Below are 23,703 nucleotides of genomic sequence, written 5' to 3' on the forward strand. Positions count from 1 at the left end.
CGTGTGACGCGTCCGCCCTCACCTGGTGAAACGTATTTGCTCCCGGCCGGTGTCACGGCGGAGCATGGCTCCTCGTGACCCCTCGCCCCTCCCTCGCCGCCAAAGTCGCCGCGCTGCTCCCCGATCTCTCGCCCTGGCGTTCCTCGGCGGACTTCCGTCTGCTGTGGGTGCAGGGGATCGTCACCTACTTCGGCAGTTTCATGGCGCTGATCGCGCTGCCGCTCCAGATCAAGGACCTGACCGGGTCGCCGCTCGCCGTGGGCGCGATGGGTGCGGTCGAGCTGGTGCCCCTGGTCGTGTTCGGGCTCTACGGCGGTGCGCTCGCCGACGCGGCCGACCGCCGCAAGGTCATTCTGGCCACCGAGGCGGGGCTCGGCCTGCTCGCGCTCGTCCTGCTGGTGAACGCGGCCCTGCCCGACCCGATGCTCTGGCCGCTCTACGTGGTGGCCGGCGGTGTCTCCGCGCTCGCCGGGCTCCAGCGGCCCGCGCTCGACTCGCTGATGGCCCGCATCGTGCCGCACGACCAGCTGGGCGCAGCCGCCGCGCTGAACTCGCTGCGCTGGCAGGCCGGCGCGATCCTGGGCCCGGCGCTGGCCGGCCTGGTGGTGGCGTACGCCGGGCACGCCACGGCGTACGCGGTCACCGTGGTCACGTTCGCCGTCTCCGTGGTGCTCTGCCGCAGGCTCGCGCCCGCCCCGCCCGCGGAGAAGGGGACGAAGCCGTCCCTGCGGGGCATCGCGGAGGGCGCGCGCTACGCGTGGAGCCGGCCGGTGCTGCTGGGGACGTACGCGATCGACATGGCGGCGATGTTCTTCGCCTTCCCGAACACGATCTTCCCGTTCCTCGCCGACGAGCTGGACGCGGAGTGGTCGCTGGGACTGATGTACGCGGCGGGCTCGGTCGGCTCCCTCGTGCTCGGCCTGACCAGCGGCTGGACCGCACGGGTGCGCCGGCACGGACTGTTCGTGGTGTTCGGTGCGGCCGTCTGGGGGCTGGCGATCGCGGCGGCCGGCTGGTTCGGCGACATCTGGCTGGTGCTGATCTGCCTGACGGTCGCCGGCGCGGGCGACATGCTCAGCGGCCTCGGCCGCTCGACCATCTGGAACCAGACGATCCCGGAGGAGCTGCGGGGCCGGCTGGCGGGCATCGAGGTGCTCTCGTACAGCGTGGGCCCGCAGCTGGGCCAGGTGCGGGCCGGCGGCATGGCGGGGTGGACGGGGACCCGGACCGCGGTGTGGAGCGGCGGTGTGGCGTGCGTGGCCTCGGTGGCGCTGCTGGCCGCCGCACTGCCGAAGCTGCTGACGTACGACTCGGAGACCGACGAGGACGCGCTGCGCCGACGGGCGCAGAGCGAGGAGACGCTGCGGGCGGCGGCGCCGACGGGCTGAGCCCGGGGCGCTCGCGCCCCGGACCCGTCAGCCCTCAGCCGTTCGTGTCCTCGTCCGGCCCCTGGCGGTCGTGCCACTTCGGGTCGGTCTCCCACTCCAGGTTCCTGGCCTGTGCCGTCTCCATGGCGTGCTGCGCCTCCTGGCGGGAGGTGTACGGGCCGAAGCGGTCCTTGGCCGGGCACTCGGGGCCCTCCTCGACCTTCTTGTGCTCCAGGCAGTAGAACCACTCGCCCGGCTTGCCGACCGTGCGCTTCTTGAACAGGGCCATCTCCGGCTCCTTTCCTTGATGCCATGCTGCCCCAGGCGCGCTGGTTAGACTCGCTGGCATGTCTGGCCAGTCGCTGCTTGTACCAGGGGAGCTCACTCCCGTCCGTTCCGTGCCCGGAAACATCCGGCGCCCCGAGTATGTCGGCAAGCCGGCCCCGACGCCGTACACCGGCCCGGAGGTCCAGGACGCCGACACCGTCGAGCGCATGCGCATCGCGGGACGCATCGCCGCGCAGGCGATGGGCGAGGCCGCGAAGCACATCGCGCCGGGGGTCACGACGGACGAACTCGACCGGGTCGCGCACGAGTTCATGTGCGACCACGGCGCCTACCCGTCGACGCTGGGCTACCGCGGTTTCCCCAAGTCGCTGTGCACCTCGCTCAACGAGGTCATCTGCCACGGCATTCCGGACTCCACGGTGCTGCGCGACGGCGACATCGTGAACCTCGACGTGACGGCGTACATCAACGGTGTGCACGGCGACAACAACGCCACCTACCTCTGCGGCGACGTGGACGAGGAGTCGCGGCTGCTCGTGGAGCGCACCGAGGAGTCGCTGCGGCGGGCGATCAAGGCGGTGCGGCCGGGCCGCCAGGTCAATGTGATCGGCCGGGTCATCGAGTCGTACGCCAAGCGCTTCGGATACGGGGTGGTGCGGGACTTCACGGGGCACGGGATCAACTCCTCGTTCCACTCCGGGCTGATCATCCCGCACTACGACAGCCCGCACGCCACCACCGTGATGCAGCCCGGCATGACGTTCACCATCGAGCCGATGCTGACGCTCGGGTCCCACGACTACGACATGTGGGACGACGGCTGGACCGTGGTGACGAAGGACCGCAAGCGCACCGCCCAGTTCGAGCACACGCTGGTGGTGACGGAGACGGGCGCCGACGTCCTCACGCTCCCGTAGCCCCTCCCCTTCATCCTGACGGCCGCCTCTCACCGGGGCGGCCGTTCTCGTTTCTCCGGCCGTCTCCCGGGCAGTTTTTACCGACAGGCCGTCGGGAAGCAGTTGACTTAGGTAAGCCTAAGTAGGAAGATCGAGCCATCGGCACACGCTGCGGCGGACAACCTCGGCAGGCCGATATTTCCGTCTCTTTCTGGACTTCCCGTCCCCCTCGGTCCCCGGAGGCCCGCCTTGGACGCAACCGTCACCGCCACGCCCTTCTCGACGCTGATCCGTACCGCGTCGCACGAGCAGCACACCGAGGCCGAGACCTCGACCTTCATGAGCGATCTGCTCGGCGGGCGGCTCGGCGTGGACGCGTACACGCGCTACACCGAGCAGCTGTGGTTCGTGTACCGGGCACTGGAGGACGGCGCCCGGGCGCTGGCGGCGGACCCGGTCGCCGGGCCGTTCATACAGTCCGAGCTGATGCGCACCGCCGAGCTGGAGCGCGATCTGGCGCATCTGCGGGGCGCCGACTGGCGTACGGGCCTGGAGCCGCTGCCGGCGACGGCCGCGTACGCCGGCCGGGTCGCCGAGTGCGCCCGCGACTGGCCCGCCGGGTACATCGCGCACCACTACACGCGCTACCTCGGCGACCTCTCCGGCGGGCAGATCATCCGCGACAAGGCGGAGAAGACCTGGGGCTTCGCGCGCAAGGGCGACGGGGTGCGGTTCTACGTCTTCGAGCAGATCGACAACCCCGCCTCCTTCAAGCGGGGTTACCGCGAGCTGCTGGACGCGGTGAACGCGGACGATCTGGAGAAGCAGCGGATCGTGGACGAGTGCAAGCGGGCGTTCGCGCTGAACACCGAGGTGTTCCGGGAGCTGGGCGAGGTGTTCCCGCTCAGCGCGTAGTCCTTGGCGGTCGGCGGCGGGGTGCCCGGGCTCGGGTACTCCGCCGCTTCGTCGTGTCCTCAGTCGCCGGGCGGGCTCGATCCTGCCGTTGCGGGCCCGATGCCGCCGGCCGGTCAGCCCTGAGCCGCCAGCACGACCCGGCCGCCGATCTCCACCGCGCCGTCCGGGGCCGGGGCCGTGAGGATCTGGGAGCCGCGCCCCTGCCTGATGTTCAGGGCGCGGCCCAGCTGCGCGCTGAGCAGCAGCGCCGCCGCCCCCGTCGCCTCGTCCTCCACGATCCCGTCGTCCCGGCGCGGGAACGCCCGCGCCCGTACCCGGCCCGCCGCCTCGTCCTCCCAGGCCCAGGCGTAGAGCCAGCCCTCGCCGGGCGGCGGGGCCGGCAGCGCGTCGACCTCGGCGACCGAGGCGTACCGCTGGAGCGTGCGCGGCGGCGCCCACTCGGGGCGGGCGGTGATCCAGCTGAACTCGCCGTCCTGACGGGCGAAGACCTCCCCCACCTCCAGTTCCAGGATCTCCAGGTCCAGCAGCCAGGCGGCGCCGACCACGGGGTGCCCGGCGAACGGCAGGCGGAGCCCAGGGGTGTAGATGTCCAGCCGGCCGCGTTCGGGGTCGTCCACGAACACGGTCTCGCTGAAGCCGAGCTGACGGGCGAGTTGCTGCCGTGACGCCTCGTCCGGGTGGTCGCGCCCGTCGCGTACGACTCCGAGGGCGTTGCCGTGCCGGCCGTCGGGGCCGCAGAACACGCGCAGGACGTCGATGCCTCTGCCGGCGGGTACGTCGTAGTCGCTCACGTCCGCATTCAAGCACCGCCCGGGTGCCTGCCCGTCGGAGGGCAGGCACCCGGGCGGTGGTGTCGCGCGGTGGGGCGGGTCAGACGGTGCGGCGACGGCGGGCCACGACGACCGCTCCGGCGCCGGCCGCCACGATGACGCCCGATGCGGCGATGAGCGCGCCGGCCGGGAGGCCGGCGCCGGTGGAGGCCAGGGCGCCCGAGCCGCCGACCGTGCCGCCGCCGCTCACGGAACCGCCGGCGGCCGAACCGGAGGTGGTGGACGAGCCGCCCGTCGAGCCGCCGGTGGACGGGAGTTCGGCGTTCTTGTCGAGGGCGACCGCGACGGTCAGCGCGTCGAGCCGCTCACCCGCCGGGTACATCCCGCCGAAGGCCTTGGTGCCGTCGGCGGTCAGGGTCGCGGGCACGGCCGAGAGCGTCACCACGCCGTTCCTGGCGGTGAGTCCGCCGGCGGGCAGCTTGAGGTCGGCGACGGCCAGACCGGTGTAGGTGGCGACCTTCTTCGTCGCACGGTCCTTGGTGGACACGTCGGCGATGAGCCTGCCCTTGGTTCCGTCCGCCTGGATCTCCAGGTTGGTGAGGGACAGGTCGAGGGTGTACGCACCGTCCTCCTCGTGCCCGAGGAAGCGGACCTTGCCGTCGAACAGGGCGCTCAGGGTCTGCTTGCCGGCGTCGAAGCGGCCGGTGGCGTCGGGGAAGCGGTACCCGTTGCCGGACGCGGTGGCGCCGGCCGTCGTCTCGGCCTTGCCGTGGGCGATGGGGCCCGTGACGTACGAACGGAAGGACGCCTTGACGCCCCAGTCCAGGGTGCCGTCGACGATCGCGCCCGGGTCGGCGGCCGGCTTGTCGGTCGCCGTGGTGCTCGGGCTCGGCTTCGGTGCGGACTCCGTCGGCTTGGCGGTCGGCTTCGTGGTGGGCTTCTCGGTCGGCTTCTCCGTGGGCTTTTCGGTCGGCTTCTCCGTCGGCTTCTCGGTCGGCTTCTCGGTCGGCTTCTCCGTGGGGGCGGCGACCGCCTTCACGGTGAGCGTGACGGGGTCGAGCACCTCGCCTTCCTTGTACTGGCCGTTGAAGGCCGCGGAGCCCGCCTTCGTCAGCTTCGCCGGGATGTCCTTGAAGACCATCGTGCCGCCCGCGCCCTGCCCCGGCCGGACGGCCGACAGGTCGAGGTCGGCGACCGCCACGTCGTTCGCGGTGCCCTGCGGGGTCGCCACGTCGGCGGTGATCGCGCCGCCCTTGCCGGCCGTGGAGAGCTTGACGTCCGAGAGCGTGATGTCCAGGACGCCGCCGTGCGCCGAGAAGTTGACGCCGCCCTGGAAGGCGGTGTCGGTGCCGTGCGTGGTCATGTCGTACGTGCCCTTGCCGTTGACAAAGGTGAACACACCGTTGCCCGCGGCCTGGGTGGCGCCGTCCTTGACCGTGATCTTTCCGGCGGCGCCGATGTACTTGCGGAAGGACTCCTTGAAGCCCCAGTCCAGCGTGCCGTCCTTCAGCTCCATCTCCGGAGCGGCAGCGGCGCCCTGCGGGGACGATTCGGCCGCGAGTGCCGGGAGGGCGAAGGCGGCGCCGAGGGCGGCGGCCGTGGTTACGGCTGCGGCGAGGGCTATGGGGCGGCGGGTGGCTGCCATGGTCGGGGGTCTCCTCAGGAATGAACAGGGATCAACGGGGGTGGTGTGGGGGGAGGGAGGGGGGGTGCGGGGGTCAGGAAGCAGGGGGCGTCGTGGAGCGGTTGCGGCGTACGAGGAAGAGCACGCCGGCCGCTGCCGCGGCGAGCACACCGGCGCCGCCGAGGGTCACGTACAGCCAGCTGTGCGAGGTGTCGTCCGCCACCGTGGCCGCGGCCACGGTGGTCTTCGCCGGAGCGGTGCCCGACGGCTCCGCCGAGGGGACGGGTTCGCTGCCCAGGTCGGGGAGGGCGGGCAGCTTCGCCGCCGCTTCGACGGCCACGGCGAGCGAGACCGGGTCCATCGCGGTGCCCGCCTTGTAGAGGGAGCCGAAGGCCTTGGCGCCCTCCGCGGTCAGGGTGGCGGGAGCCTCTGTGAGGACCGCGAGGCCGTTCGTCGGGGCGAAGTCCTCGGCGGTGAAGGTGATGAGGGGTACGGCCCTGCGGGTGTCGCCGTCGCTCCGGACGTCGGCGCTGAGCGTGCCCCGGCCCGCCTTCAGCCCGACCGCGAACCGGGAGAGCGTCAGATCGAGGCCGTGCGCCCCGGCGAAGCGGACACTGCCCGCGAAGTCCGCCGCCAGGGCCTGCTTCTCCGGGTCGTACGTGCCCGTGCCCTTCGGGAAACGGAAGAGTGCTCCGCCGTCCTGGGCGCCTCCGGCCAGGGTCCACTTCCCCCGGCCGATCGAGCCGGTGACGTACTCGCGGAAGGTGCGGCGCACGCCCCAGTCGACGGCGGCGTCCTCGATGCGGCCCGCGGTCTCCTTCGGCTTCGCGCTGCTCTTCGGCTGCCCGGGAGAGGTCGAGGCGGCGGGCTTTCCCGCCGGGGCCGAGGTGTCCACGGAGAGGCTGACCGCGTCCAGCGGGGTGCCTGCCGTGTAGTAGCCGGCGAAGGACCTGGCGCCCTGTGAGGTCAGCGTCGCCGGGACGTTGTTGAGGGCCACGGGGGTGGCCCCGCCCCTCATGTCGATCCCGGACAGGCCGAGCGTGGCCAGCGGGACCTGGGCGGCGGAGGTGACGCGACCGGTCCCCCGGTCCCTGCTGACCATGTCCGCGTACACCGTGCCGCTGCCGCCCTGGATCCGGACGGTGGGACGGCTGATGGTGAGGTCCAGTTCGTTGCCGCCGCCGGGCTTCTTGTGCCCGGTGAAGTGCACACCGCCCGAGAAGCCGGCCCGGAAGGCGCCGCTCGCCGGATCGTAGGAACCGGTCGCGGAGTGGAAGCGGAACTGGCTGCCGCCGACCGTGGCGGCGCCGCCCGTCAGGCTCCAACTGCCTTGCGCGATGGGGCCCGTGACGTAGCTCTGGAACGAGGACTTGATGCCCCAGTCGAGGCGGCCGCCCTGCACCATACGGTTCGCCGCTTGCGCGGTGGCCGCCGGGAGCAGGGCTCCCAGCAGGACCGCGAGAAGCGCGACGGCGAGCGCGCGGGCAGGTCGGTACGGCGGCATGGACCCCTCCGAGGTCTAGAAGATGAGGTAAGGCTAACCTAAGGTATGTACATCTTGTGTCGGTACCCCTTTCCGTCACATTTCTCGCAATCCCCCATCAACTGCACGCCGCAGAACGACAGGACGGTGCCCAGTGCGCATCTCGCAGGACTTCGCCCCACCGGGCCGGGACACCGCGCGACCGGGCCGCCGGCGCACCGGCGCCCTGACGGCAGCCCTCGCCCTGGCCTCGGCCCTGGTACTGGCCGGCTGCGGGGACACCGGGGCTCCCGCGGCGAGGACGGCGGGCGCCGGGACCCCGGCGGCCGCGGACACCGACCGGATCGAGCCGCTGACCGGCACGCCCGCACCGCGGCTGCCCGTCACGGTGACGTCGGCGGACGGGAAGCGGACCACGATCACCTCGGCGGACCGGATCGTGCCGCTGACCGGCAGCCTGAGCGAGATCGTCTTCACGCTCGGCCTCGGAAAGCAGGTCGTGGCCCGCGACATCACCGCCACCTTCGAACAGGCGGCGAAGCTCCCCGTGGTGACCCGGGCCCATGACGTGTCGGCGGAGAGCGTCCTGTCGCTGCGGCCCACCGTCGTCCTCGCCGACACCACGACCGGACCGGCCGAGGCCATCGGCCAGATCCGGGACGCCGGCATTCCGCTCGTGGTCGTCGAACCGGCCAAGGAACTCTCCGACGTCGGCCGCCGGATCGACACGGTGGCCGCAGCCCTCGGCGTACCGGAGTCCGGCGACGAGCTCACCGAGCGCACCCGGGACCGTATCGACGCCGTACGGAAGTCCGTCCCCGCACCGGCCGGCGGCGCCGGGAGGCCGCGCGTCGCCTTCCTCTATCTGCGCGGCTCCGCCTCCGTCTATCTGCTGGGCGGCCGGGAGTCCGGGGCGAGTTCGCTGCTCGAAGCGGCGGGCGCAGTGGACGCGGGCAAGGCGTCCGGGCTGAAGAAGGACTTCACCGCCATCACCAGCGAAGCCCTGGCCAAGGCGGCGCCCGACGCGATCCTCGTGATGACGAAGGGGCTCGACTCGGTCGGCGGCGTCGACGGGCTGGTGAAGATTCCGGGCGTCGCCGAGACCCCGGCCGGGATGGACCGGCGGATCGTCTCGGTCGACGACGGAGTGCTGCTGAACTACGGGCCGCGCACCGACCGGGTGCTGAGCGAACTGGTCGCCCAGCTCTACCCCGGGGACGGTGCGGCCAAGTGACCACCGCACACGAGGCATCCGCCGGCCGGGCGGTCCCCCGCGCGCGCCGCTCCACGGCCGTCACCCTGACCGCCGGACTGCTCGCCGCCCTGGTCGTGTGCTGCCTGCTGTCCGCCGGGCTCGGCGCGTACAGCATCCCGCTCGGCGACGTCCTCGGCTCCGTCCAGCACCGGATCGGGCTGGGCGGTCACGCCCTGGACCGGGTCGGCGAGAGCGTCCTGTGGAACGTACGGCTGCCGAGGGTCGTCCTCGCGCTGCTGGTCGGCGCCTCGCTCGGCTGCGCGGGGGCACTGATGCAGGGCGTGTTCGGCAATCCGCTCGCCGAGCCCGGCGTCATCGGGATCTCCGCGGGGGCGGCGGTCGGCGCGGTCGCCTCGATCGCGCTGGGGCTGAGCTTCTTCGGCAACTGGACCATCACCGTCTGCGCGTTCGTCGCCGGACTGCTCACCGTCCTGCTGGTGTACGCGCTGTCGCGGTCGGGCGGCCGGACGGAGGTGGTGACGCTGATCCTCACCGGCATCGCCGTCAACGCCTTCGCGGGCGCCCTGATCGGCCTGTTCATCTTCTTCGCCGACAACGCGCAGATCACCCAGATCACCTTCTGGCAGCTCGGCTCACTGGCCCAGGCCACCTGGCCCAAGGTGCTGGCCGTGCTGCCGTGCGCGGTCCTCGGCCTCGTCATCGCTCCGTTCTATGCCCGGAAGCTGGACCTGCTGGCGCTCGGCGAGCGGCCCGCCCGGCACCTCGGGGTCGACGTCGAACGGCTGCGCATGGTGCTGGTGCTCGTGGTGGCGCTGCTGACCGCCGCCGCTGTGGCGGTCGCCGGGATCATCTCGTTCGTGGGACTGCTGGTGCCGCACCTGCTGCGGATGGCGAACGGTCCCGGCCACCGCTTCCTGGTGCCCGGCAGCGCGCTGGGCGGCGCGCTGGTGCTCGTCGCCGGCGACCTCGCTGCCCGGACCGTCGCCGACCCGGCCGAGCTGCCGCTCGGCGTACTGACCGCGCTCTTCGGCAGCCCGTTCTTCTTCTGGCTGCTGCGCAGGACCCGTCGCAAGCAAGGTGGTTGGGCATGAGGACGCTGCGGAACCTCTTCGCGGTACGGGGACGGACCCTGCCCGTGCCCGTCTCCCCCGGCGACCCGCTCGCCGAGACGCGCGGACTGCGGGTCCGCCTGGGCGGGCGGCAGGTGCTCGGCTCCATCGACCTGACGGCCCACGCGGGCGAGGTGCTGGCGCTCGTCGGCCCGAACGGGGCCGGCAAGTCGACCCTGCTGGCCGCGCTCGCCGCCGACCTGCCCGCCCAGGGCGGGGAGGTACGGATCGACGGGCGCCCGGTCACTGCCTGGTCCGCGCCCGAACTGGCCCTGCGCCGGGCCGTGCTGCCGCAGTCCGCCGCGCTCTCCTTCCCGTTCCCCGTGGAGGACGTCGTCCGGATGGGGCGGGCGCCCTGGGCCGGGACGGACCGGGCGGACGAGGACGACCCCGCGGTCCGCGCGGCGATGGCCGCCACCGAGGTCACCGAGTTCGCCGCGCGCCCCTTCTCCGCGCTCTCCGGCGGCGAGCGGGCCCGGGTCGCGCTGGCCCGGGTGCTGGCGCAGCGCGCCCCGCTGCTGCTGCTCGACGAACCGACGGCCGCGCTCGACCTGCGCCACCAGGAACTGGTGCTGCGGATCTGCCGGGAGCGCGCCGCCGCCGGGGACGCGGTCGTCGTCGTCCTGCACGATCTGGGGCTCGCGGCCGCGTACGCGGACCGGACCGCGGTGCTGCACGACGGGCGGATCTCCGTGGCGGGCCCGCCGGCCGAGGTGTTCACGAGCGCGTTGCTCAGCGGGGTCTACCGGCAGTCCGTCGAGGTGTTCCCGCATCCGCGGACCGGGGTGCCCCTCGTCGTACCGGACCGGGCCTCTTGACCCTCGCTTGACCCGTTACGGGTTCGCTCATGGGTCGACCGTGATCCCCCCGTTCCTGTGCGTCCCCAGTGAGAGTTGAATCACTGCACGGAGGGGTATCGGTCAGGTAAGCCTCGGTTAAGTTAGGTCCGCCTCACCCGGCTCCGTCCGGCCGTGTTTCCGCTCTCCCCTCATCCCCATCCTCCTCCTTCGTCCTCATGTGGAGCCCGTATGCGAGCCGTTCGTTTCTCCGTCGTCACCGCTGCCGCCACCGTGGCCGCTCTGACCGCTGTCACGGGCTGCGCCGAGAAGAGCGACGGCAAGGGCGAGGGCGCCGTCCAGGTCGTCGCCAAGGACGACTCCTGCGACGTGTCGAAGACGAAGCTGCCGGCCGGTCACGTCGAACTGGCCGTCCAGAACAAGGGCTCCAAGGTCACCGAGGTCTACGTCCTGTTCCCGGACGACCGCATCGTGGCCGAGCGGGAGAACATCGGCCCGGGCACCAAGGCCACCATCACGGCCGAGATCAAGGCCGGTTCGTACGAGATCGCCTGCAAGCCCGGTATGAAGGGCCACGGCATCCGGCAGAAGATCGAGGTCAGCGGCGGCAAGGCGGCCAAGCGCAGCCCCGAGATGGACAAGGCCGTCGCCGCCTACCGCACCTACGTCCAGGCGCAGGCCGACGAGACCCTGCCGAAGGTCAAGGTCTTCACGGACGCCGTCGCCGCCGGCGACCTGGAGGCCGCGAAGAAGGCGTACGCCGACTCCCGGATCGGCTGGGAGCGCACCGAGCCGGTCGCCGAGTCCTTCGGTGACATCGACCCGAAGGTCGACGTCCGCGCGGACGGCCTGGAGGACGGCCAGAAGTGGACCGGCTGGCACCGCCTGGAGAAGGCGCTGTGGCAGGACAAGAAGCTGGGCGCCGAGGAGAAGGCCCTCGCGCCGACCCTCCACAAGGACCTGCTCGACTGGCAGAAGCGGGTCGGCACGGCGGACATCACCCCGACCTCGATGGCCAACGGTGCCAAGGAGCTCCTCGACGAGGTGGCGACCGGCAAGGTGACCGGCGAGGAGGAGCGCTACAGCCACACCGACCTGGTCGACTTCAAGGCCAACGTCGAGGGCGCGGAGCAGTCCTACCAGCTGCTGAAGCCGATCGCGTCGAAGAACGACGCGGCGCTGACCGCCACCCTGGACAAGCGGTTCGCGGCTCTGAACACGCTGCTCGACAAGTACCGCGAGGACAAGAGCTCCTACGCCTTCACCTCGTACGAGAAGGTCGGCAAGGCGGACCGCAAGGAGCTGTCCGACGCGGTCAACGCGCTGGCCGAGCCGCTCTCCCGGCTCGCCGCAGCGGTGACGAAGTAACCGGCCGGAAAGAGGTCCCGGGCATGTCCGAGCAGGATCAGCAGCCGACCGGCGACGCCGCCGGGACCCCCGGCCGTGCCCCCTCGCGGCGGGCGCTGCTCGGCTGGGGCGGCGCCGGGCTCGCGCTCGGTGCCGCAGTGGCCGGCGGTACCGCGGCCGCGGTGCGGTCCGGGGACACCGCCGTGACCGCCGCGGACAGCGGCGCCGCGGTGCCGTTCCACGGGGCGCACCAGGCCGGGATCGCCACCGCCGTCCAGGACCGGCTGCACTTCGCCGCGTTCGACGTCACGACGGAGGACCGGGCCGAACTGGTCGCGCTGCTCAAGGAGTGGACCCGGGCGGCCGAGCGGATGACGGCCGGGCACGCGGTCGGCGACGGCGCCTACGGGGGCCTGGCCGAGGCGCCGCCGGACGACACGGGCGAGGCGCTCGGCCTCAGGCCGTCCCGGCTGACGCTGACCGTCGGCTTCGGCCCGTCCCTGTTCGCGAAGGGCCGCTTCGGCCTGGAGGACCGGCGCCCCGGCGCGCTCGTCGACCTGCCGAAGTTCCCGGGCGACAACCTCGACCGGGCCCGCAGCGGCGGCGACCTGTGTGTCCAGGCCTGTGCGGACGACCCGCAGGTGGCGGTGCACGCGATCCGCAACCTCGCCAGGATCGGCATGGGCCGCACCGCGATCCGCTGGTCCCAGCTGGGCTTCGGCAAGACCTCGTCGACGACGCCCGACGCGCAGACCCCGCGCAACATGATGGGCTTCAAGGACGGCACCCGGAACATCTCCGGCACCGACACCGCGGCCCTGGACCGGCACGTGTGGGCCGACGGGAAGGACGCCGGCTGGATGGCCGGGGGTTCGTACCTGGTGGCCCGGCGCATCCGGATGCACATCGAGACCTGGGACCGGACCGGACTGCAGGAGCAGGAGGACGTCTTCGGCCGCGACAAGGGCGAGGGCGCCCCGGTCGGAAAGGCGAAGGAACGCGACGAGCCGTTCCTGAAGGCGATGCTGCCGACCGCCCATGTACGCCTCGCGCACCCCGACACCAACGACGGGGCGACGATCCTGCGGCGCGGCTACTCCTTCACCGACGGCACGGACGGCCTGGGCCGGCTCGACGCCGGGCTGTTCTTCCTCGCCTACCAGCGCGACACCCGCACGGCGTTCGTACCGCTGCAGCGGCGCCTGGCGGCACACGACGCACTCAACGAGTACATCCAGCACGTGGGTTCGGCGCACTTCGCCGTCCCGCCGGGCGTCCGGGACACGGACGACTGGTGGGGCCGGGCGCTGTTCTCGTAACGGGACTCGAAGCGGAAAGGGAACCGAGACGTGTTCAGTAACTACCTGATCGGCCTGCGCGAAGGGCTCGAAGCCAGCCTGGTCGTCTGCATTCTCATCGCGTACCTGGTGAAGACCGGCAACCGGAGCAGGCTGCTGCCGATCTGGATCGGTGTCGCCATCGCCGTCGTCGTCAGCCTGGCCTTCGGCGCCGGTCTCGAATTCGGTTCGCAGGAGATGACGTTCAAGGCCCAGGAGGCGCTGGGCGGTTCGCTGTCGGTCCTCTCGGTGGGCCTGGTCACCTGGATGGTCTTCTGGATGCGGCGCACCGCCCGGCACCTGAAGGCGGAGCTGCACGGCAAGCTCGACGCGGCGCTCGCGATGGGGACCGGTGCGCTGGTCGCCACGGCGCTGCTGGCGGTGGGCCGGGAGGGGCTGGAGACCTCGCTGTTCGTGTGGCGTGCGGTGCACGCGGCGGACGACGGCTGGCATCCGATGATCGGCGCGCTGCTCGGCATCCTGTCGGCCGTGGTGCTGGGCTGGCTGTTCTACCGCGGTGCGCTGCAGATCAACCTCGCGAAGTTCTTCACCTGGACCGGCGGCATGCTGGTGGTCGTCGCGGCGGGTGTACTCGCCTACGGAGTCCACGACTTGCAGGAGGCGGAGTTCATCGGCGGGCTGCAGAACCGGGCGTTCGACATCAGCGCCACGATTCCGCCGGACAGCTGGTACGGCACGCTGCTGAAGGGGACGTTCAACTTCCAGCCGGATCCGACCGTTCTCCAGATCACGGTGTGGGCGCTGTATCTGATCCCCACCCTCGCGCTGTTCCTGTCCCCGGTAGGGTTCGGACGGTCAGTGGGGGCGACGGATCAGAAGGCGCGGAAAGCAACGGATGAAAAGCCTGAGGCCGGTTCGGCTGGCGACGGGGCTCGCGGCAGCGACGGTGCTGAGCATGACGGCGAGCGGGTGCGTGACGGTGCACGGCGAGCTGGAAGTCGTCCCGGCGGCGACGCGGTCTGAGGCCGCGCAGGCCCTGAAGAACTTCACCGCCGCGTACAACGCGGCGGACAAGGCCTACGACCCCGCGCTGGACGAGGACGAGGTCACCGGTGCGCTCGGCGCGGTCAACCAGGCGGGTCTGCGGGCCCGGCAGAAGAACAATCCGGACGGCAACGCGAACCACCGGCCGCTGGAGCTGACCGACGCCACCTACGTCATCCCCGAGAAGGCGGGCTGGCCGCGGTGGTTCCTCGCGGACACCGACTCCAACCGTGACCAGGACGGCGGGAAGCTGGACACCCGCTGGCTGTTCGCCTTCGTCAAGTCCGGCCCCGGCCAGGGCTGGAAGGCCGCCTATCTCGCGGTCGTCGCCCCGTCCCGGATCCCCGACTTCGCGAAGGACGACGAGGGCCGGGCGAAGCCGGTGGCGGCGGACGGGCCCGGACTGGCGGTCGCCCCGAAGGACCTGGGCGCGCAGTACACGGGCTACCTGCAGAAGGGCACGCCGGACGCGTTCGCCCCCGGCACGGCCACCTCGGTCTGGCGCCAGAGCCGGCTGAACACGCGGCGGGCGGGTTTCTCGTACCAGTACATCGACCAGCCGCTGAACAGCGGCCTGTTCGCGCCGCTCGCCCTGGAGACGGACGACGGCGGCGCACTGGTCTTCTTCAGCAGCAAGCACTTCGAGCAGCAGACCGCGGCGCAAGGGCTGCGCCCGACGGTCAGCCGGGACGTCGAGGCGCTGCTGACCGGTGAGGTGCGGAGCACGCTCACCAAGGAGCGGATCTCGGGCCAGCTGGTGTACGTCCCGAAGAAGGGCGCAGGCACGGGCAAGGTGATCATGCTGAACCGGCTGCCGGGCCTGACGTCGGCCAAGGGTTCCTAGCAGCGGGCGGACGCACCGCGCCGACGGCGCCGGTCCAGCAGCACCGGGCGCGCGGGCGGAAGGCCCCGGACGCCCGGTCCGGGGCTCCCGCACGATCGCGGCGGGACGTCCCCTACCGGCTCAGCGGCCAGGCCACCGAGTCGTGGTCGACGTCGCTCTGCTCCGCGGAGCCCACGAACCGCGCACAGGCGTCCGTCAGGGTCTCCAGCAGCGTCAGCGGGTCGGGCAGCGGGTTCTCCGGCCCCCGCACCCAGCTGACGTCGAGTTCACCCGGGAGCATGGCCGGCGGCAGCAGCACGTAGCTGCCGCGGCAGTGCCAGCGCAGTCCTGGGTGCTCGTCCATCGTCTCGGGGTGGCAGTCCAGCTCGCACGGCCACCACTCGTCCTCGTCCTCCGGCGTACCGCGCGTCGCGGTGAAGAAGAGCATCCGGTCGTCGCCGGAGCGGGCCACCGGGCCCACGTCGATTCCGGCGGCGAGGAGCCGCTCCAGCGCCTGGGTGCCGGCCGAGAGCGGGACGTCGAGCACGTCGTGGATCATGCCGGTGGCCGTGATGAAGTTGGCCTGCGGCTGGCTGAGGGCCCAGCGCTCGATCTGTGCCCGGTCGGTGGTGGACTGGGTCTGCCAGGCGAAGGAGACCGGGTGCCTGGCCGGGGTGGGACAGCCGATGCGTTCGCACGAACATCGGTAGCCGACCGGGTGGGCGGCGGGCGCGATCGGCATCCCGGCCTCGGCGACAGCCAGGAGCAGCGCCTCCCGTGCGGTGCCGTCGACATCGCCCTGCTGCGGTTTGGGCCGTCGGCGCAGCCAGTGGGAAAACCTGCTCTCCGAGCCGCGACCGCGACTGAAATCGGCGCCCATCTATCCCCTTACCTCAGCGTTGCCCCTGCCCATGGTCCCACCATCCTGCGCTTCGGGTGGCCAGAGTCCTGAAGCGGGGTACGACCACCGATGGCCTCAGCTGACCGCTATCGCACTGTTTGTCGGGAAATGGCAGCTGAATTTCCGGTGATCGGAGCCCCTGGAAGGGGGCGGCCGGCGCCCGTGCACTCCACCGGGGGGCCGGATCTCACACAGCTGTACGGAACCACCCGATCGGTTCACTGCGCCGCGGCCCGGGACGGCGCACCATGGGCTTCACGCACACACCCGTGCGACGCACCGGCCGCAGCGGCCACCAATGCCGCCGCGACGATTCGTGAGGAGCCCTCATTGCCCACACGTCACCCCGCCGCCGCCCCTCATGAGGGCGCTTCGCGCCGCACCCCCGGCCGTCGGTCCACACCCCGCCGCTACCTGATGTGCGCCCCGGCGCACTTCAAGGTGACGTATTCCATCAATCCCTGGATGGACCCCACCAAGCCGGTCGACCTCCCGCTGGCCCAGACCCAGTGGGAGGACCTGCGCGACCGCTACCGCGCCCTCGGCCACACCGTCGAGCTCCTGGAGCCCCGCCCCGACCTGCCGGACATGGTCTTCGCCGCCAACGGGGCCACCGTCATCGACGGCCGGGTGCTGGGCGCCCGCTTCGCCTACCAGGAACGCTTCCCCGAGGCGGCCGCCCACCGCGACTGGTTCCGGAGCCACGGCTTCACCGAGATCCACGAGCCCGACCACGTCAACGAGGGCGAGGGCGACTTCGCGGTGACCTCCTCGTACGTCCTGGCGGGGCGCGGCTTCCGGTCCAGCCCGCTCTCGCACGACGAGGCGCAGGAGTTCTTCGGGCGGCCGGTGATCGGCCTCGATCTGGTCGATCCGCGCTACTACCACCTGGACACGGCGCTGAGCGTGCTCGACGACGCGGCCGACGAGATCATGTACTACCCGGGCGCCTTCTCGCCGGGCAGCCGGGCCGTGCTGGCCCGGCTCTTCCCGGACGCGCTGATCGCGAGCGAGGCGGACGCGGCCGCGTTCGGGCTGAACGCGGTGAGTGACGGGCTGCACGTGCTGCTGCCGCAGGCCGCCACGGGTCTGTTCGACCCGCTGCGGGACCGCGGCTTCGAGCCGGTGCCGATGGACCTCGGCGAGCTGCTCAAGGGCGGCGGCAGCGTGAAGTGCTGCACCCAGGAGCTGCGCGGCTAGCCGCGGGCCGGATCAGGGGCCCGAGGGCTCCTGGTCCGGGTCCTGCGGGGGCGGCCAGGCGTCGCCCCAGTCGATGTCCCGGGCGGCGCGGTAGAGCGCGCCGTGCCGCTTGGTGACCGTGGCCCGCCGCAGGCCCTCGTCGCGGGTGCACAGCTCCAGCAGCACCTGGCCCTTGCGGATCTGCGGCCGGCGGGTGATCCGTTCCGCCACGGGCCGCGGGGTGAAGCGGGTGGCCACCACGTAGCTGAACTTCTCGTCCTCGTACGGCAGCGAGCCGCCCTTCACCTTCCGGTGCAGCGAGGAGCGGCTGACCCGGGCCGAGAAGTGGCACCAGTCGGTGCCCGGCTCGATCGGGCAGGCGTCGCTGTGCGGGCACGGGGCGGCGACGGTGAGCCCGGCGGCGGTCAGCCGGTCCCGGGCCTCGATGATGCGCGCGTAGCCGTCGGGGGTGCCCGCTTCGACGACCACGACGGCCTGCGCGGCGCGGGCCGCGTCGTCGACGAGCGCGGTGCGGGCCTGCGGGGTGAGTTCGTTGAGCACGTAGGAGACGGTCACCAGGTCGGTGGCGCCGAGGGCGAGGTCCTGGCCGATCCGGGCCCGCTGCCACTCGGCGGCCCGCAGCCCGGGGATGCCGGAGACCCCGGCCAGCTCGCGGCCCAGCGCGAGGGCGGGCTCGGCCCAGTCCAGGACGGTGGTCCGCGGTCCCTCCCAGGCCCCGGCGACCGCCCAGCTCGCCGCGCCGGTGCCGCCGCCGACGTCGGTGTGGGTGGCCGGTGCCCAGTCCGGGGCGGCCTCGCGCAGGGCGTCGAGGGCGGACCGTACCGCCTCGAAGGTCGCGGGCATCCGGTACGCGGCGTACGCGGCGACGTCCGAGCGGTCCCGGAGCACCGGGGTATCGGTGGGAATGGTCCCCCGGTAGTGGGCGATGAGCCGGTCGACGGCCTGGGTGGCCTGCCTGGGCGGCAGCCCGTCCAGGAGTCCGGCGAGGGCCGCGCGCAGGGCGTCCGCGGTGGGGAGGGTGGCGTTCACCGACGAATTGTAGGCGGACGCGGACGGCCCGGGGCCCGGCACGGAATCGGGACGGAACGGCTACGGAACCGAACGGCGAAGCCACTACGACCAGTTGCTACGCTGACCGGCGCGAGGTCGCGTCATGTTCATCGGGGGGACCATGAGACTGCAGTTCGGGCGCCTGGCTCCGGTCGGCGGAGGGACAGTGAGGCAGCGAGTCGTGCGCCTGGCCCTGGTCGGCGGGGTGCTGGTGCTGGCCCTGCTCCTCCTGCTGTCCACCTGCGGCGGCGGTGGCGGGAGCGGCAAGAAGGACGACGCCAAGCCGAAGAAGCCCAAGCGGACGAGTGCGGGTCCGGCGACGCAGCTGACCGTTCCGGCGGCGTACACCACACAGCGCGGCTGGGAGCTCATCGGCACCTCGCCCGACTACGCGCTGTCCCGGACGACGGGGCGGCTGGCCTATCTGGTGCGGACCGCGGAGGGCGAGTACCAGCTGCGGACCATCGACTCGGAGACCGGGCGGGCCGGCTGGAGCGGGGACGCCTGGCGCCCGCCGGCCGCGACGCACTTCCCGAAGCTGCTCACCGTCACCACGGACGACCAGGAGTACTTCGTGACCTGGGCGTACGGAAAGGTCGGCGAGGACGCTCCGGCGCCCGCCGACCGGATCGTCTCCCTCGACGTGTACACCGTGGAGGACGGCAGCCGGCAGCGCGTCGAGGTGCCGTGGAGGTCGGTGCCGACCGTCAACGTGACCGGCCCCGGCATCGTGATCGGCGACGGCGGGTCCACGAGCGTGGTGGTGGACCCGGCGACCGGCCGGGTCTCCAAGGTCCCCGCCAAGGCGCTGAAGTACCCCAAGGGCTGCGCGTCCTGCAAGCAGCTCACCGAGGTACGCGGACTGACCTCGAAGGGCCTGCTGGTGAGCGGGTCCCGGGAGTTCTGGGTGCAGGGCGGGTGGTTCAGCCGGAACGTGGCGCCCAAGGGCGCCGACCGGCAGAGCGGCATCCCGACCTCCGTGGCGCCCGGGGTGGTGCTGGCGAGGTGGCAGCTCGCGAAGGGCTCGAAGCTCGCCGCGACCCATGAGCTGTGGGCGGTGCACGACGCGGAGACGGGCAAGGCGCTGGTCTCCGTGCAGTGCCACAAGCCGGCGATCGCGCCGGGGCAGTACCCGCAGGCCGTCGTCTCCCCGTCGGGCGACTACCTGGTGGCCGGGAACCTCGCCTTCGACCTGGAGAACGGCAAGGGCTTCTGCTTCGAGGACACCGAGGGCTCGAAGACGCTCGCGCTGGCGTCCGTGACCGACGACGGAACGGCGTACGGGGCGACCAACGTGCGCAACGCGGCGGACGCGCTGGCCGGCGGCGGCTTCCCGGTCGAGGCGCAGATCTCGGCGGGGACGGCGGACCCGCTGGCCCCGAACGTGCGGATGCCCGGCGCCGAGGGCGCCGAGGGGGTCGGCCTGTTCCGCTGGACCGACGACAAGGACCGGCTGCACCTGATCGGCTACCCGCGGGAGGACTGACCTCCCGCGGCGGGAGCCGCGCGGCCTCAGATCCGCGCGGCCACCTGCTGCCAGGGGCGGCACATCGCCAGGAAGCAGACCAGCGCGCCCACGGCGCAGACCAGCTGCACGACGGCCATGGGTACGGCCGTGGCCTCCCCCGCGATCCCGACGAGCGGCGAGGCGACGGCGCCGATCAGGAACGAGGACGTGCCGAGCAGTGCGGAGGCGGAGCCGGCGGCGTGCTTGGTGCGCATCAGCGCCTGGGCGTTGGTGTTCGGCATCGCCAGGCCCATCGCCGACATCAGCACGAACAGTCCGGTCGCCACCGGGAAGAGCCCGACGTCCCCGAAGACCCCGGACGTCATCAGCAGGAGCGCCGTCGCGGCCAGCACGATGACGCCGAGCCCGAAGCCGAGCGCCTTGTCGAGGCTGATCCGGCCGACGAGGATCTTGCCGTTGATCTGGCCCACGGCGATCAGTCCGACGGAGTTGATGCCGAAGAGCAGGCTGAAGGTCTGCGGCGAGGCACCGTAGATCTCCTGGACGACGAACGGGGACGCGCTCACGTAGGCGAAGAGCGCGGCGAAGGCGAGGCTGCCCGCGATCATGTAGCCGCTGAAGACGCGGTCGGCGAGCAGGGCGCGCATGGTGCGCAGGGCGTCGCCGATGCCGCCGGTGTGGCGTTCGGAGGGCGGCAGGGTCTCGTGCAGCCACTTCCAGACGACCAGGGTGAGCAGGACGCCGACCACGGTGAGGACGGCGAAGATGCCGCGCCAGTCGGTGATCCGCAGGACCTGGCCGCCGATGACCGGGGCGATGACCGGCGCGACGCCGGAGATCAGCATCAGCGTCGAGAAGAACCTGGCCATGTCCACGCCGTCGTACAGGTCGCGCACCACGGCGCGGGCGATGACGATGCCTGCGGCGCCCGCGAGGCCCTGGACGAGGCGGAAGCCGATGAGGAGTTCGGCGGTCGGGGCGAAGACGCAGATCGCGGTGGCGAGGACGTAGACGACCATGCCGAGCAGCAGCGGGCGGCGCCGGCCCCAGCGGTCGCTCATCGGTCCGACGACGACCTGGCCGAGCGCCATACCGGTGAGGCAGGCGGTGAGGGTGAGCTGGACCGTCGACGCGGGTGCGTGCAGCGCGTCGGTGACGGCGGGGAGCGCCGGGAGGTACATGTCCATGGAGAGCGGCGGCAGCGCGGTCAGTCCGCCGAGGACCAGGGTGACGAGGAGTCCGGTGCGCCGGGCCGCGGTGGTGGCGGCGGGTCCGGGTGGAGGGGTGGCGGGCCTGCCGGGAAGTCCGGTCCCGGCCGCGGTGTGGGTGGTGGGTATCTGCTGGGCCCGGCTGACGCCGCTCTCCGGCATTCTCATCTCCATAGTCGTTGAATCCGCCTCTATGCTCTCAGCTCAGCCGGAATGGTCGATACCTTTTTGGGAGCGTGCATGAGCAGGACTGTCCGTTGGGGCGTGCTGGCGACCGGTGGGATCGCGGCGACGTTCACCGCCGACCTGCAGGCGATGCCCGATGCGGAGGTGGTGGCCGTGGCCTCCCGTACGGACGCCTCGGCGAAGGCGTTCGCGGAGCGGTTCGGGATACCGAAGGCGTACGGGAGCTGGGCCGGGCTCGTCGCCGACGGGGACGTCGACGTGGTGTACGTGGCCACGCCGCACTCCGCGCACCGGGAGGCGGCCGGGCTCGCCCTGGAGGCCGGCAAGCACGTGCTGTGCGAGAAGGCGTTCACCATCAACGAGCGCGAGGCGCGGGAGCTGGTGGAGCTCGCCCGGGACCGCGGTCTGTTCCTGATGGAGGCGATGTGGACGTACTGCAACCCGGTCATCCGGCGGATGACGGAGCTGGTGCGGGACGGGGCGATCGGCGAGATCCGGACCGTGCAGGCCGACTTCGGCTTCGCGGGTGACTTCGGTCCCGAGCACCGGCTGCGCGATCCCGCGCTGGGCGGCGGCGCCCTGCTGGACCTCGGGGTGTACCCGGTGTCGTTCGCGCAGCTGCTGCTGGGTGAGCCGGACCGGGTGCAGGCCGATGCGCTGCTGTCGCCGGAGGGTGTCGACCTGAACACCGGGATGCTGCTGGGCTGGGAGTCGGGCGCGACCGCGCTGCTGTCCTGCTCGCTGGTCGGACACCATCCGACGGCCGCCACGGTCATCGGGACGGCCGGGCGGATCGACTTCCCGGAGGGCTTCTTCTATCCGCGGGGCTTCGTGCTGCACCGGGCGGGCGGCGAGCCCGAGGAGATCACCTCGGGGCCGGGGCCGCAGGGCCTGACGGGGATGCAGTTCGAGGCGGCCGAGGTGATGCGGGCGGTCCGGGCGGGCGAGACGGAGTCGCCGCTGGTGCCGCTGGACGGTTCGCTGGCGGTCATGCGGACGCTCGACGCGGTACGTGAGCGCGTCGGCGTCCGCTACCCCGTGGACGGCGCGGTGCGGTAGGGCCTGGGGCCCCTCGCGGTCAGGCCGGGTTGAGGCCCTGGTCGCCCACCTCCGTGACGAACGAGGCCGCGGTCGTCACGGGGGCGCCGGGCGTGGTGACGGCGGACACCGTGCGGTAGTCGGCGCGTGCCCGGCGCTCCTGGAGGGTGACGACGGCGTAGCCGCGGCGGCCGTTGTAGAACTTCATGTGCGGGTTGGCGGTCGTGAGGTTCGACCAGTTCGCGGGCTTCTCCGATCCGTCCTTGCCGCTGGCGACGGACGTCGCGACGATCTCGGTGCCGACGGTGCGGGACGAGGGGTCGTCGAAGTCCTGCTTCAGGTCGAAGGCGTAGCCGACGTGCACATCGCCGGTGAGGACCATCAGGTTGTCCACCCCGGTGGCCTCGGCGCCCCGCAGGATCCGGTCGCGGGACGCCGGGTAGCCGTCCCAGGAGTCCATGGAGAGCTTGTAGGCGTCGGTGGGGACGTCGCGCCGCTGGGCGAAGGTGACCTGCTGCGGGACGACGTTCCAGGTGGCCCGCGAGTGGCGCCAGCCGTCGATCAGCCAGCGCTCCTGGGCGGCTCCGGTCAGGGTGCGCGAGGGGTCCTCGGACTCGGGTCCGGGGGTCTGCCAGCCGTCGCCGTACGCCTGGTCGCTGCGGTACTGGCGGGTGTCGAGGATGTCGAACTGGGCGAGCCGGCCGAACTGCAGGCGCCGGTAGAGCTTCATGTCCGGGCCGTGCGGCTGCTGCGGGGTGCGCAGCGGCTGGTTCTCCCAGTACGCGCGGTAGGCGGCGGCCCGGCGGATCAGGAACTCCTCGGGCGGCACGCTGTTCTCGGGGGTGTCGCCGGCGTAGTTGTTCTCGGTCTCGTGGTCGTCCCAGGTGACGACGAAGGGGTGCGCGGCGTGGGCGGCGCGCAGGTCGGGGTCGGACTTGTAGAGGGCGTACCGCAGCCGGTAGTCCTCCAGTGTGGTCGTCTCCCGGTTGAAGAGGGCGGGCAGGGTGCGGTCGGTGTAGTTGCGGGCCCCGCCGGTCGCGGTGACGGCGTACTCGTAGAGGTAGTCGCCGAGGTGGAAGACGACGTCGACGTCCTCCTGGGCGAGGTGCTTGTACGCGGTGAAGTAGCCGTCGTGGTAGGCCTGGCAGGAGACGGCGGCCAGGCTCAGTTCGCGCTTGTGCGCGCCGGGGGCGGGCGCGGTGCGGGTCCGGCCGACCGGGCTGGTCCACTGCCCGGCGCGGAAGCGGTAGTAGAGGACCCGGTCCGGGTCGAGGCCTCTGACCTCCACGTGGACGCTGTGGTGGAACTCCGGGTGGGCGAGGGCGGTGCCGCGCCGGACGATGCGCTGGAAGCGCTCGTCGCGGGCGAGCTCCCAGCGCACCTCGATCCGGGCGGCGGGCAGTCCGCTGTCGGGCTCGAACGGGCGGGGCGCGAGCCGCGTCCACAGCAGGACGGAGTCGGGCAGCGGGTCACCGGATGCGACGCCCAAAGTGAACGGGTCGTCTCCGATCTGCCGGCCGTCGAGCTCGGCGGCGCTCGCCGATCCCGCGGCCGGCAGTCCGACCGAGAAGGCGAGTGCGGCGGCGGCTCCGGTGACGGTGAGAAAACGGCGGCGGCCGGTGTGCCGGGCCGCGTCGCGCAGCTCCTGCTGGTGCGATGAGTACGTCATCTGTCC

At 72.2% G+C, this 23,703-nt stretch carries 21 protein-coding genes; 13 read left to right on the plus strand and 8 right to left on the minus strand.

Features of this window, described 5'->3' with window-relative positions; genetic code table 11:
• Positions 1 to 74: 74 nt before the first annotated feature.
• Positions 75 to 1,388, plus strand: a complete 1,314-nt coding sequence (locus tag OG408_RS11675; protein ID WP_326669724.1) for an MFS transporter — start codon at positions 75 to 77, stop codon at positions 1,386 to 1,388.
• A 34-nt stretch (positions 1,389 to 1,422) separates the two neighbouring features.
• On the opposite strand, the gene OG408_RS11680 is transcribed toward OG408_RS11675, so the two are convergent.
• A complete protein-coding gene (locus OG408_RS11680) occupies positions 1,423 to 1,656 on the minus strand; it encodes a hypothetical protein (protein ID WP_266778053.1) in 234 nt (77 codons plus the stop codon).
• A 58-nt stretch (positions 1,657 to 1,714) separates the two neighbouring features.
• Between OG408_RS11680 and map the strand changes: the two genes are divergently transcribed.
• Entirely contained in the window at positions 1,715 to 2,572 is an 858-nt protein-coding gene (gene map, locus OG408_RS11685; RefSeq protein ID WP_266778054.1) for a type I methionyl aminopeptidase, read from the plus strand.
• 228 nt (positions 2,573 to 2,800) lie between these two features.
• Positions 2,801 to 3,466, plus strand: a complete 666-nt coding sequence (locus OG408_RS11690) for a biliverdin-producing heme oxygenase (protein ID WP_266778055.1) — start codon at positions 2,801 to 2,803, stop codon at positions 3,464 to 3,466.
• A 113-nt stretch (positions 3,467 to 3,579) separates the two neighbouring features.
• On the opposite strand, the gene OG408_RS11695 is transcribed toward OG408_RS11690, so the two are convergent.
• From OG408_RS11695 to OG408_RS11705, 3 genes are all read right to left on the minus strand, one after another.
• Positions 3,580 to 4,257 carry a PhzF family phenazine biosynthesis protein gene (locus OG408_RS11695; RefSeq protein ID WP_285565197.1) on the minus strand — a complete coding sequence of 226 codons (678 nt, stop codon included), beginning with the start codon at positions 4,255 to 4,257 and terminating at the stop codon, positions 3,580 to 3,582.
• 79 nt (positions 4,258 to 4,336) lie between these two features.
• Positions 4,337 to 5,881: an HtaA domain-containing protein gene (locus OG408_RS11700; protein WP_326669728.1), complete on the minus strand. Its 1,545-nt coding sequence runs from the start codon at positions 5,879 to 5,881 to the stop codon at positions 4,337 to 4,339.
• A 73-nt stretch (positions 5,882 to 5,954) separates the two neighbouring features.
• The gene (locus OG408_RS11705; RefSeq protein ID WP_326669730.1) at positions 5,955 to 7,364 is read right to left on the minus strand and encodes an HtaA domain-containing protein; all 1,410 of its coding nucleotides are present in this window, start codon (positions 7,362 to 7,364) and stop codon (positions 5,955 to 5,957) included.
• Positions 7,365 to 7,497: 133 nt separating this feature from the next.
• Between OG408_RS11705 and OG408_RS11710 the strand changes: the two genes are divergently transcribed.
• From OG408_RS11710 to OG408_RS11740, 7 genes are all read left to right on the plus strand, one after another.
• A complete protein-coding gene (locus OG408_RS11710; protein ID WP_326669732.1) occupies positions 7,498 to 8,577 on the plus strand; it encodes a heme/hemin ABC transporter substrate-binding protein in 1,080 nt (359 codons plus the stop codon).
• A complete protein-coding gene (locus OG408_RS11715; RefSeq protein ID WP_326669734.1) occupies positions 8,574 to 9,650 on the plus strand; it encodes a FecCD family ABC transporter permease in 1,077 nt (358 codons plus the stop codon). The genes OG408_RS11710 and OG408_RS11715 overlap by 4 nt, the downstream gene beginning before the upstream one ends.
• Positions 9,647 to 10,486, plus strand: a complete 840-nt coding sequence (locus OG408_RS11720) for a heme ABC transporter ATP-binding protein (RefSeq protein WP_326669736.1) — start codon at positions 9,647 to 9,649, stop codon at positions 10,484 to 10,486. Before OG408_RS11715 ends, OG408_RS11720 begins: the two co-directional genes overlap by 4 nt.
• 210 nt (positions 10,487 to 10,696) lie before the next feature.
• Complete coding sequence (gene efeO / locus OG408_RS11725) at positions 10,697 to 11,833, plus strand: iron uptake system protein EfeO (protein WP_266778069.1); 1,137 nt, start codon at positions 10,697 to 10,699, stop codon at positions 11,831 to 11,833.
• A 23-nt stretch (positions 11,834 to 11,856) separates the two neighbouring features.
• Positions 11,857 to 13,131 (plus strand): iron uptake transporter deferrochelatase/peroxidase subunit, encoded by a 1,275-nt coding sequence (efeB, locus tag OG408_RS11730; protein WP_266778071.1) that lies wholly within the window; start codon positions 11,857 to 11,859, stop codon positions 13,129 to 13,131.
• 30 nt (positions 13,132 to 13,161) lie between these two features.
• Positions 13,162 to 14,133, plus strand: a complete 972-nt coding sequence (gene efeU, locus OG408_RS11735) for an iron uptake transporter permease EfeU (protein ID WP_266778073.1) — start codon at positions 13,162 to 13,164, stop codon at positions 14,131 to 14,133.
• On the plus strand, positions 14,066 to 14,998 hold the full coding sequence (locus OG408_RS11740) for a hypothetical protein (RefSeq protein ID WP_266778075.1): 933 nt from the start codon (positions 14,066 to 14,068) through the stop codon (positions 14,996 to 14,998). The genes efeU and OG408_RS11740 overlap by 68 nt, the downstream gene beginning before the upstream one ends.
• Positions 14,999 to 15,110: 112 nt before the next feature.
• On the opposite strand, the gene OG408_RS11745 is transcribed toward OG408_RS11740, so the two are convergent.
• The gene (locus OG408_RS11745) at positions 15,111 to 15,857 is read right to left on the minus strand and encodes a bifunctional DNA primase/polymerase (protein ID WP_266778076.1); all 747 of its coding nucleotides are present in this window, start codon (positions 15,855 to 15,857) and stop codon (positions 15,111 to 15,113) included.
• A 351-nt stretch (positions 15,858 to 16,208) separates the two neighbouring features.
• Here OG408_RS11745 and ddaH point away from each other — a divergent pair, with 351 nt between their 5' ends.
• The gene (gene ddaH, locus OG408_RS11750) at positions 16,209 to 17,078 is read left to right on the plus strand and encodes a dimethylargininase (protein WP_353051427.1); all 870 of its coding nucleotides are present in this window, start codon (positions 16,209 to 16,211) and stop codon (positions 17,076 to 17,078) included.
• A 12-nt stretch (positions 17,079 to 17,090) separates the two neighbouring features.
• On the opposite strand, the gene OG408_RS11755 is transcribed toward ddaH, so the two are convergent.
• Positions 17,091 to 18,107 carry a small ribosomal subunit Rsm22 family protein gene (locus tag OG408_RS11755; RefSeq protein WP_285565204.1) on the minus strand — a complete coding sequence of 339 codons (1,017 nt, stop codon included), beginning with the start codon at positions 18,105 to 18,107 and terminating at the stop codon, positions 17,091 to 17,093.
• Positions 18,108 to 18,294: 187 nt separating this feature from the next.
• Between OG408_RS11755 and OG408_RS11760 the strand changes: the two genes are divergently transcribed.
• Positions 18,295 to 19,614, plus strand: a complete 1,320-nt coding sequence (locus tag OG408_RS11760) for a hypothetical protein (RefSeq protein WP_285565205.1) — start codon at positions 18,295 to 18,297, stop codon at positions 19,612 to 19,614.
• Positions 19,615 to 19,640: 26 nt separating this feature from the next.
• Here the strand turns inward: OG408_RS11760 and OG408_RS11765 are convergent, their stop codons facing one another.
• Positions 19,641 to 20,966 carry a multidrug effflux MFS transporter gene (locus tag OG408_RS11765; protein WP_326669741.1) on the minus strand — a complete coding sequence of 442 codons (1,326 nt, stop codon included), beginning with the start codon at positions 20,964 to 20,966 and terminating at the stop codon, positions 19,641 to 19,643.
• 78 nt (positions 20,967 to 21,044) lie between these two features.
• On the opposite strand from OG408_RS11765, the gene OG408_RS11770 reads away from it, so the two are divergent.
• Entirely contained in the window at positions 21,045 to 22,049 is a 1,005-nt protein-coding gene (locus tag OG408_RS11770; protein ID WP_326669743.1) for a Gfo/Idh/MocA family protein, read from the plus strand.
• A gap of 19 nt (positions 22,050 to 22,068) precedes the next feature.
• On the opposite strand, the gene OG408_RS11775 is transcribed toward OG408_RS11770, so the two are convergent.
• On the minus strand, positions 22,069 to 23,697 hold the full coding sequence (locus OG408_RS11775; protein ID WP_326669745.1) for an alkaline phosphatase D family protein: 1,629 nt from the start codon (positions 23,695 to 23,697) through the stop codon (positions 22,069 to 22,071).
• Positions 23,698 to 23,703 lie beyond the last annotated feature (6 nt).

The sequence above is a fragment of the Streptomyces sp. NBC_01257 genome, from assembly GCF_035917255.1.
Taxonomy (GTDB): Bacteria; Actinomycetota; Actinomycetes; order Streptomycetales; family Streptomycetaceae; genus Streptomyces.

Bases quoted from the DNA above. Each gene is read 5' to 3' on its own strand.
- OG408_RS11705 (WP_326669730.1), bottom strand. From the start codon at position 7,364: ATGCCGCCGTACCGACCTGCCCGCGCGCTCGCCGTCGCGCTTCTCGCG.
- efeB (WP_266778071.1), top strand. From the start codon at position 11,857: ATGTCCGAGCAGGATCAGCAGCCGACCGGCGACGCCGCCGGGACCCCC.
- efeO (WP_266778069.1), top strand. From the start codon at position 10,697: ATGCGAGCCGTTCGTTTCTCCGTCGTCACCGCTGCCGCCACCGTGGCC.
- map (WP_266778054.1), top strand. From the start codon at position 1,715: ATGTCTGGCCAGTCGCTGCTTGTACCAGGGGAGCTCACTCCCGTCCGT.
- OG408_RS11680 (WP_266778053.1), bottom strand. From the start codon at position 1,656: ATGGCCCTGTTCAAGAAGCGCACGGTCGGCAAGCCGGGCGAGTGGTTC.
- OG408_RS11700 (WP_326669728.1), bottom strand. From the start codon at position 5,881: ATGGCAGCCACCCGCCGCCCCATAGCCCTCGCCGCAGCCGTAACCACG.
- OG408_RS11745 (WP_266778076.1), bottom strand. From the start codon at position 15,857: ATGGGCGCCGATTTCAGTCGCGGTCGCGGCTCGGAGAGCAGGTTTTCC.
- OG408_RS11765 (WP_326669741.1), bottom strand. From the start codon at position 20,966: ATGCCGGAGAGCGGCGTCAGCCGGGCCCAGCAGATACCCACCACCCAC.
- OG408_RS11720 (WP_326669736.1), top strand. From the start codon at position 9,647: ATGAGGACGCTGCGGAACCTCTTCGCGGTACGGGGACGGACCCTGCCC.
- OG408_RS11775 (WP_326669745.1), bottom strand. From the start codon at position 23,697: ATGACGTACTCATCGCACCAGCAGGAGCTGCGCGACGCGGCCCGGCAC.
- OG408_RS11740 (WP_266778075.1), top strand. From the start codon at position 14,066: ATGACGGCGAGCGGGTGCGTGACGGTGCACGGCGAGCTGGAAGTCGTC.
- OG408_RS11770 (WP_326669743.1), top strand. From the start codon at position 21,045: ATGAGCAGGACTGTCCGTTGGGGCGTGCTGGCGACCGGTGGGATCGCG.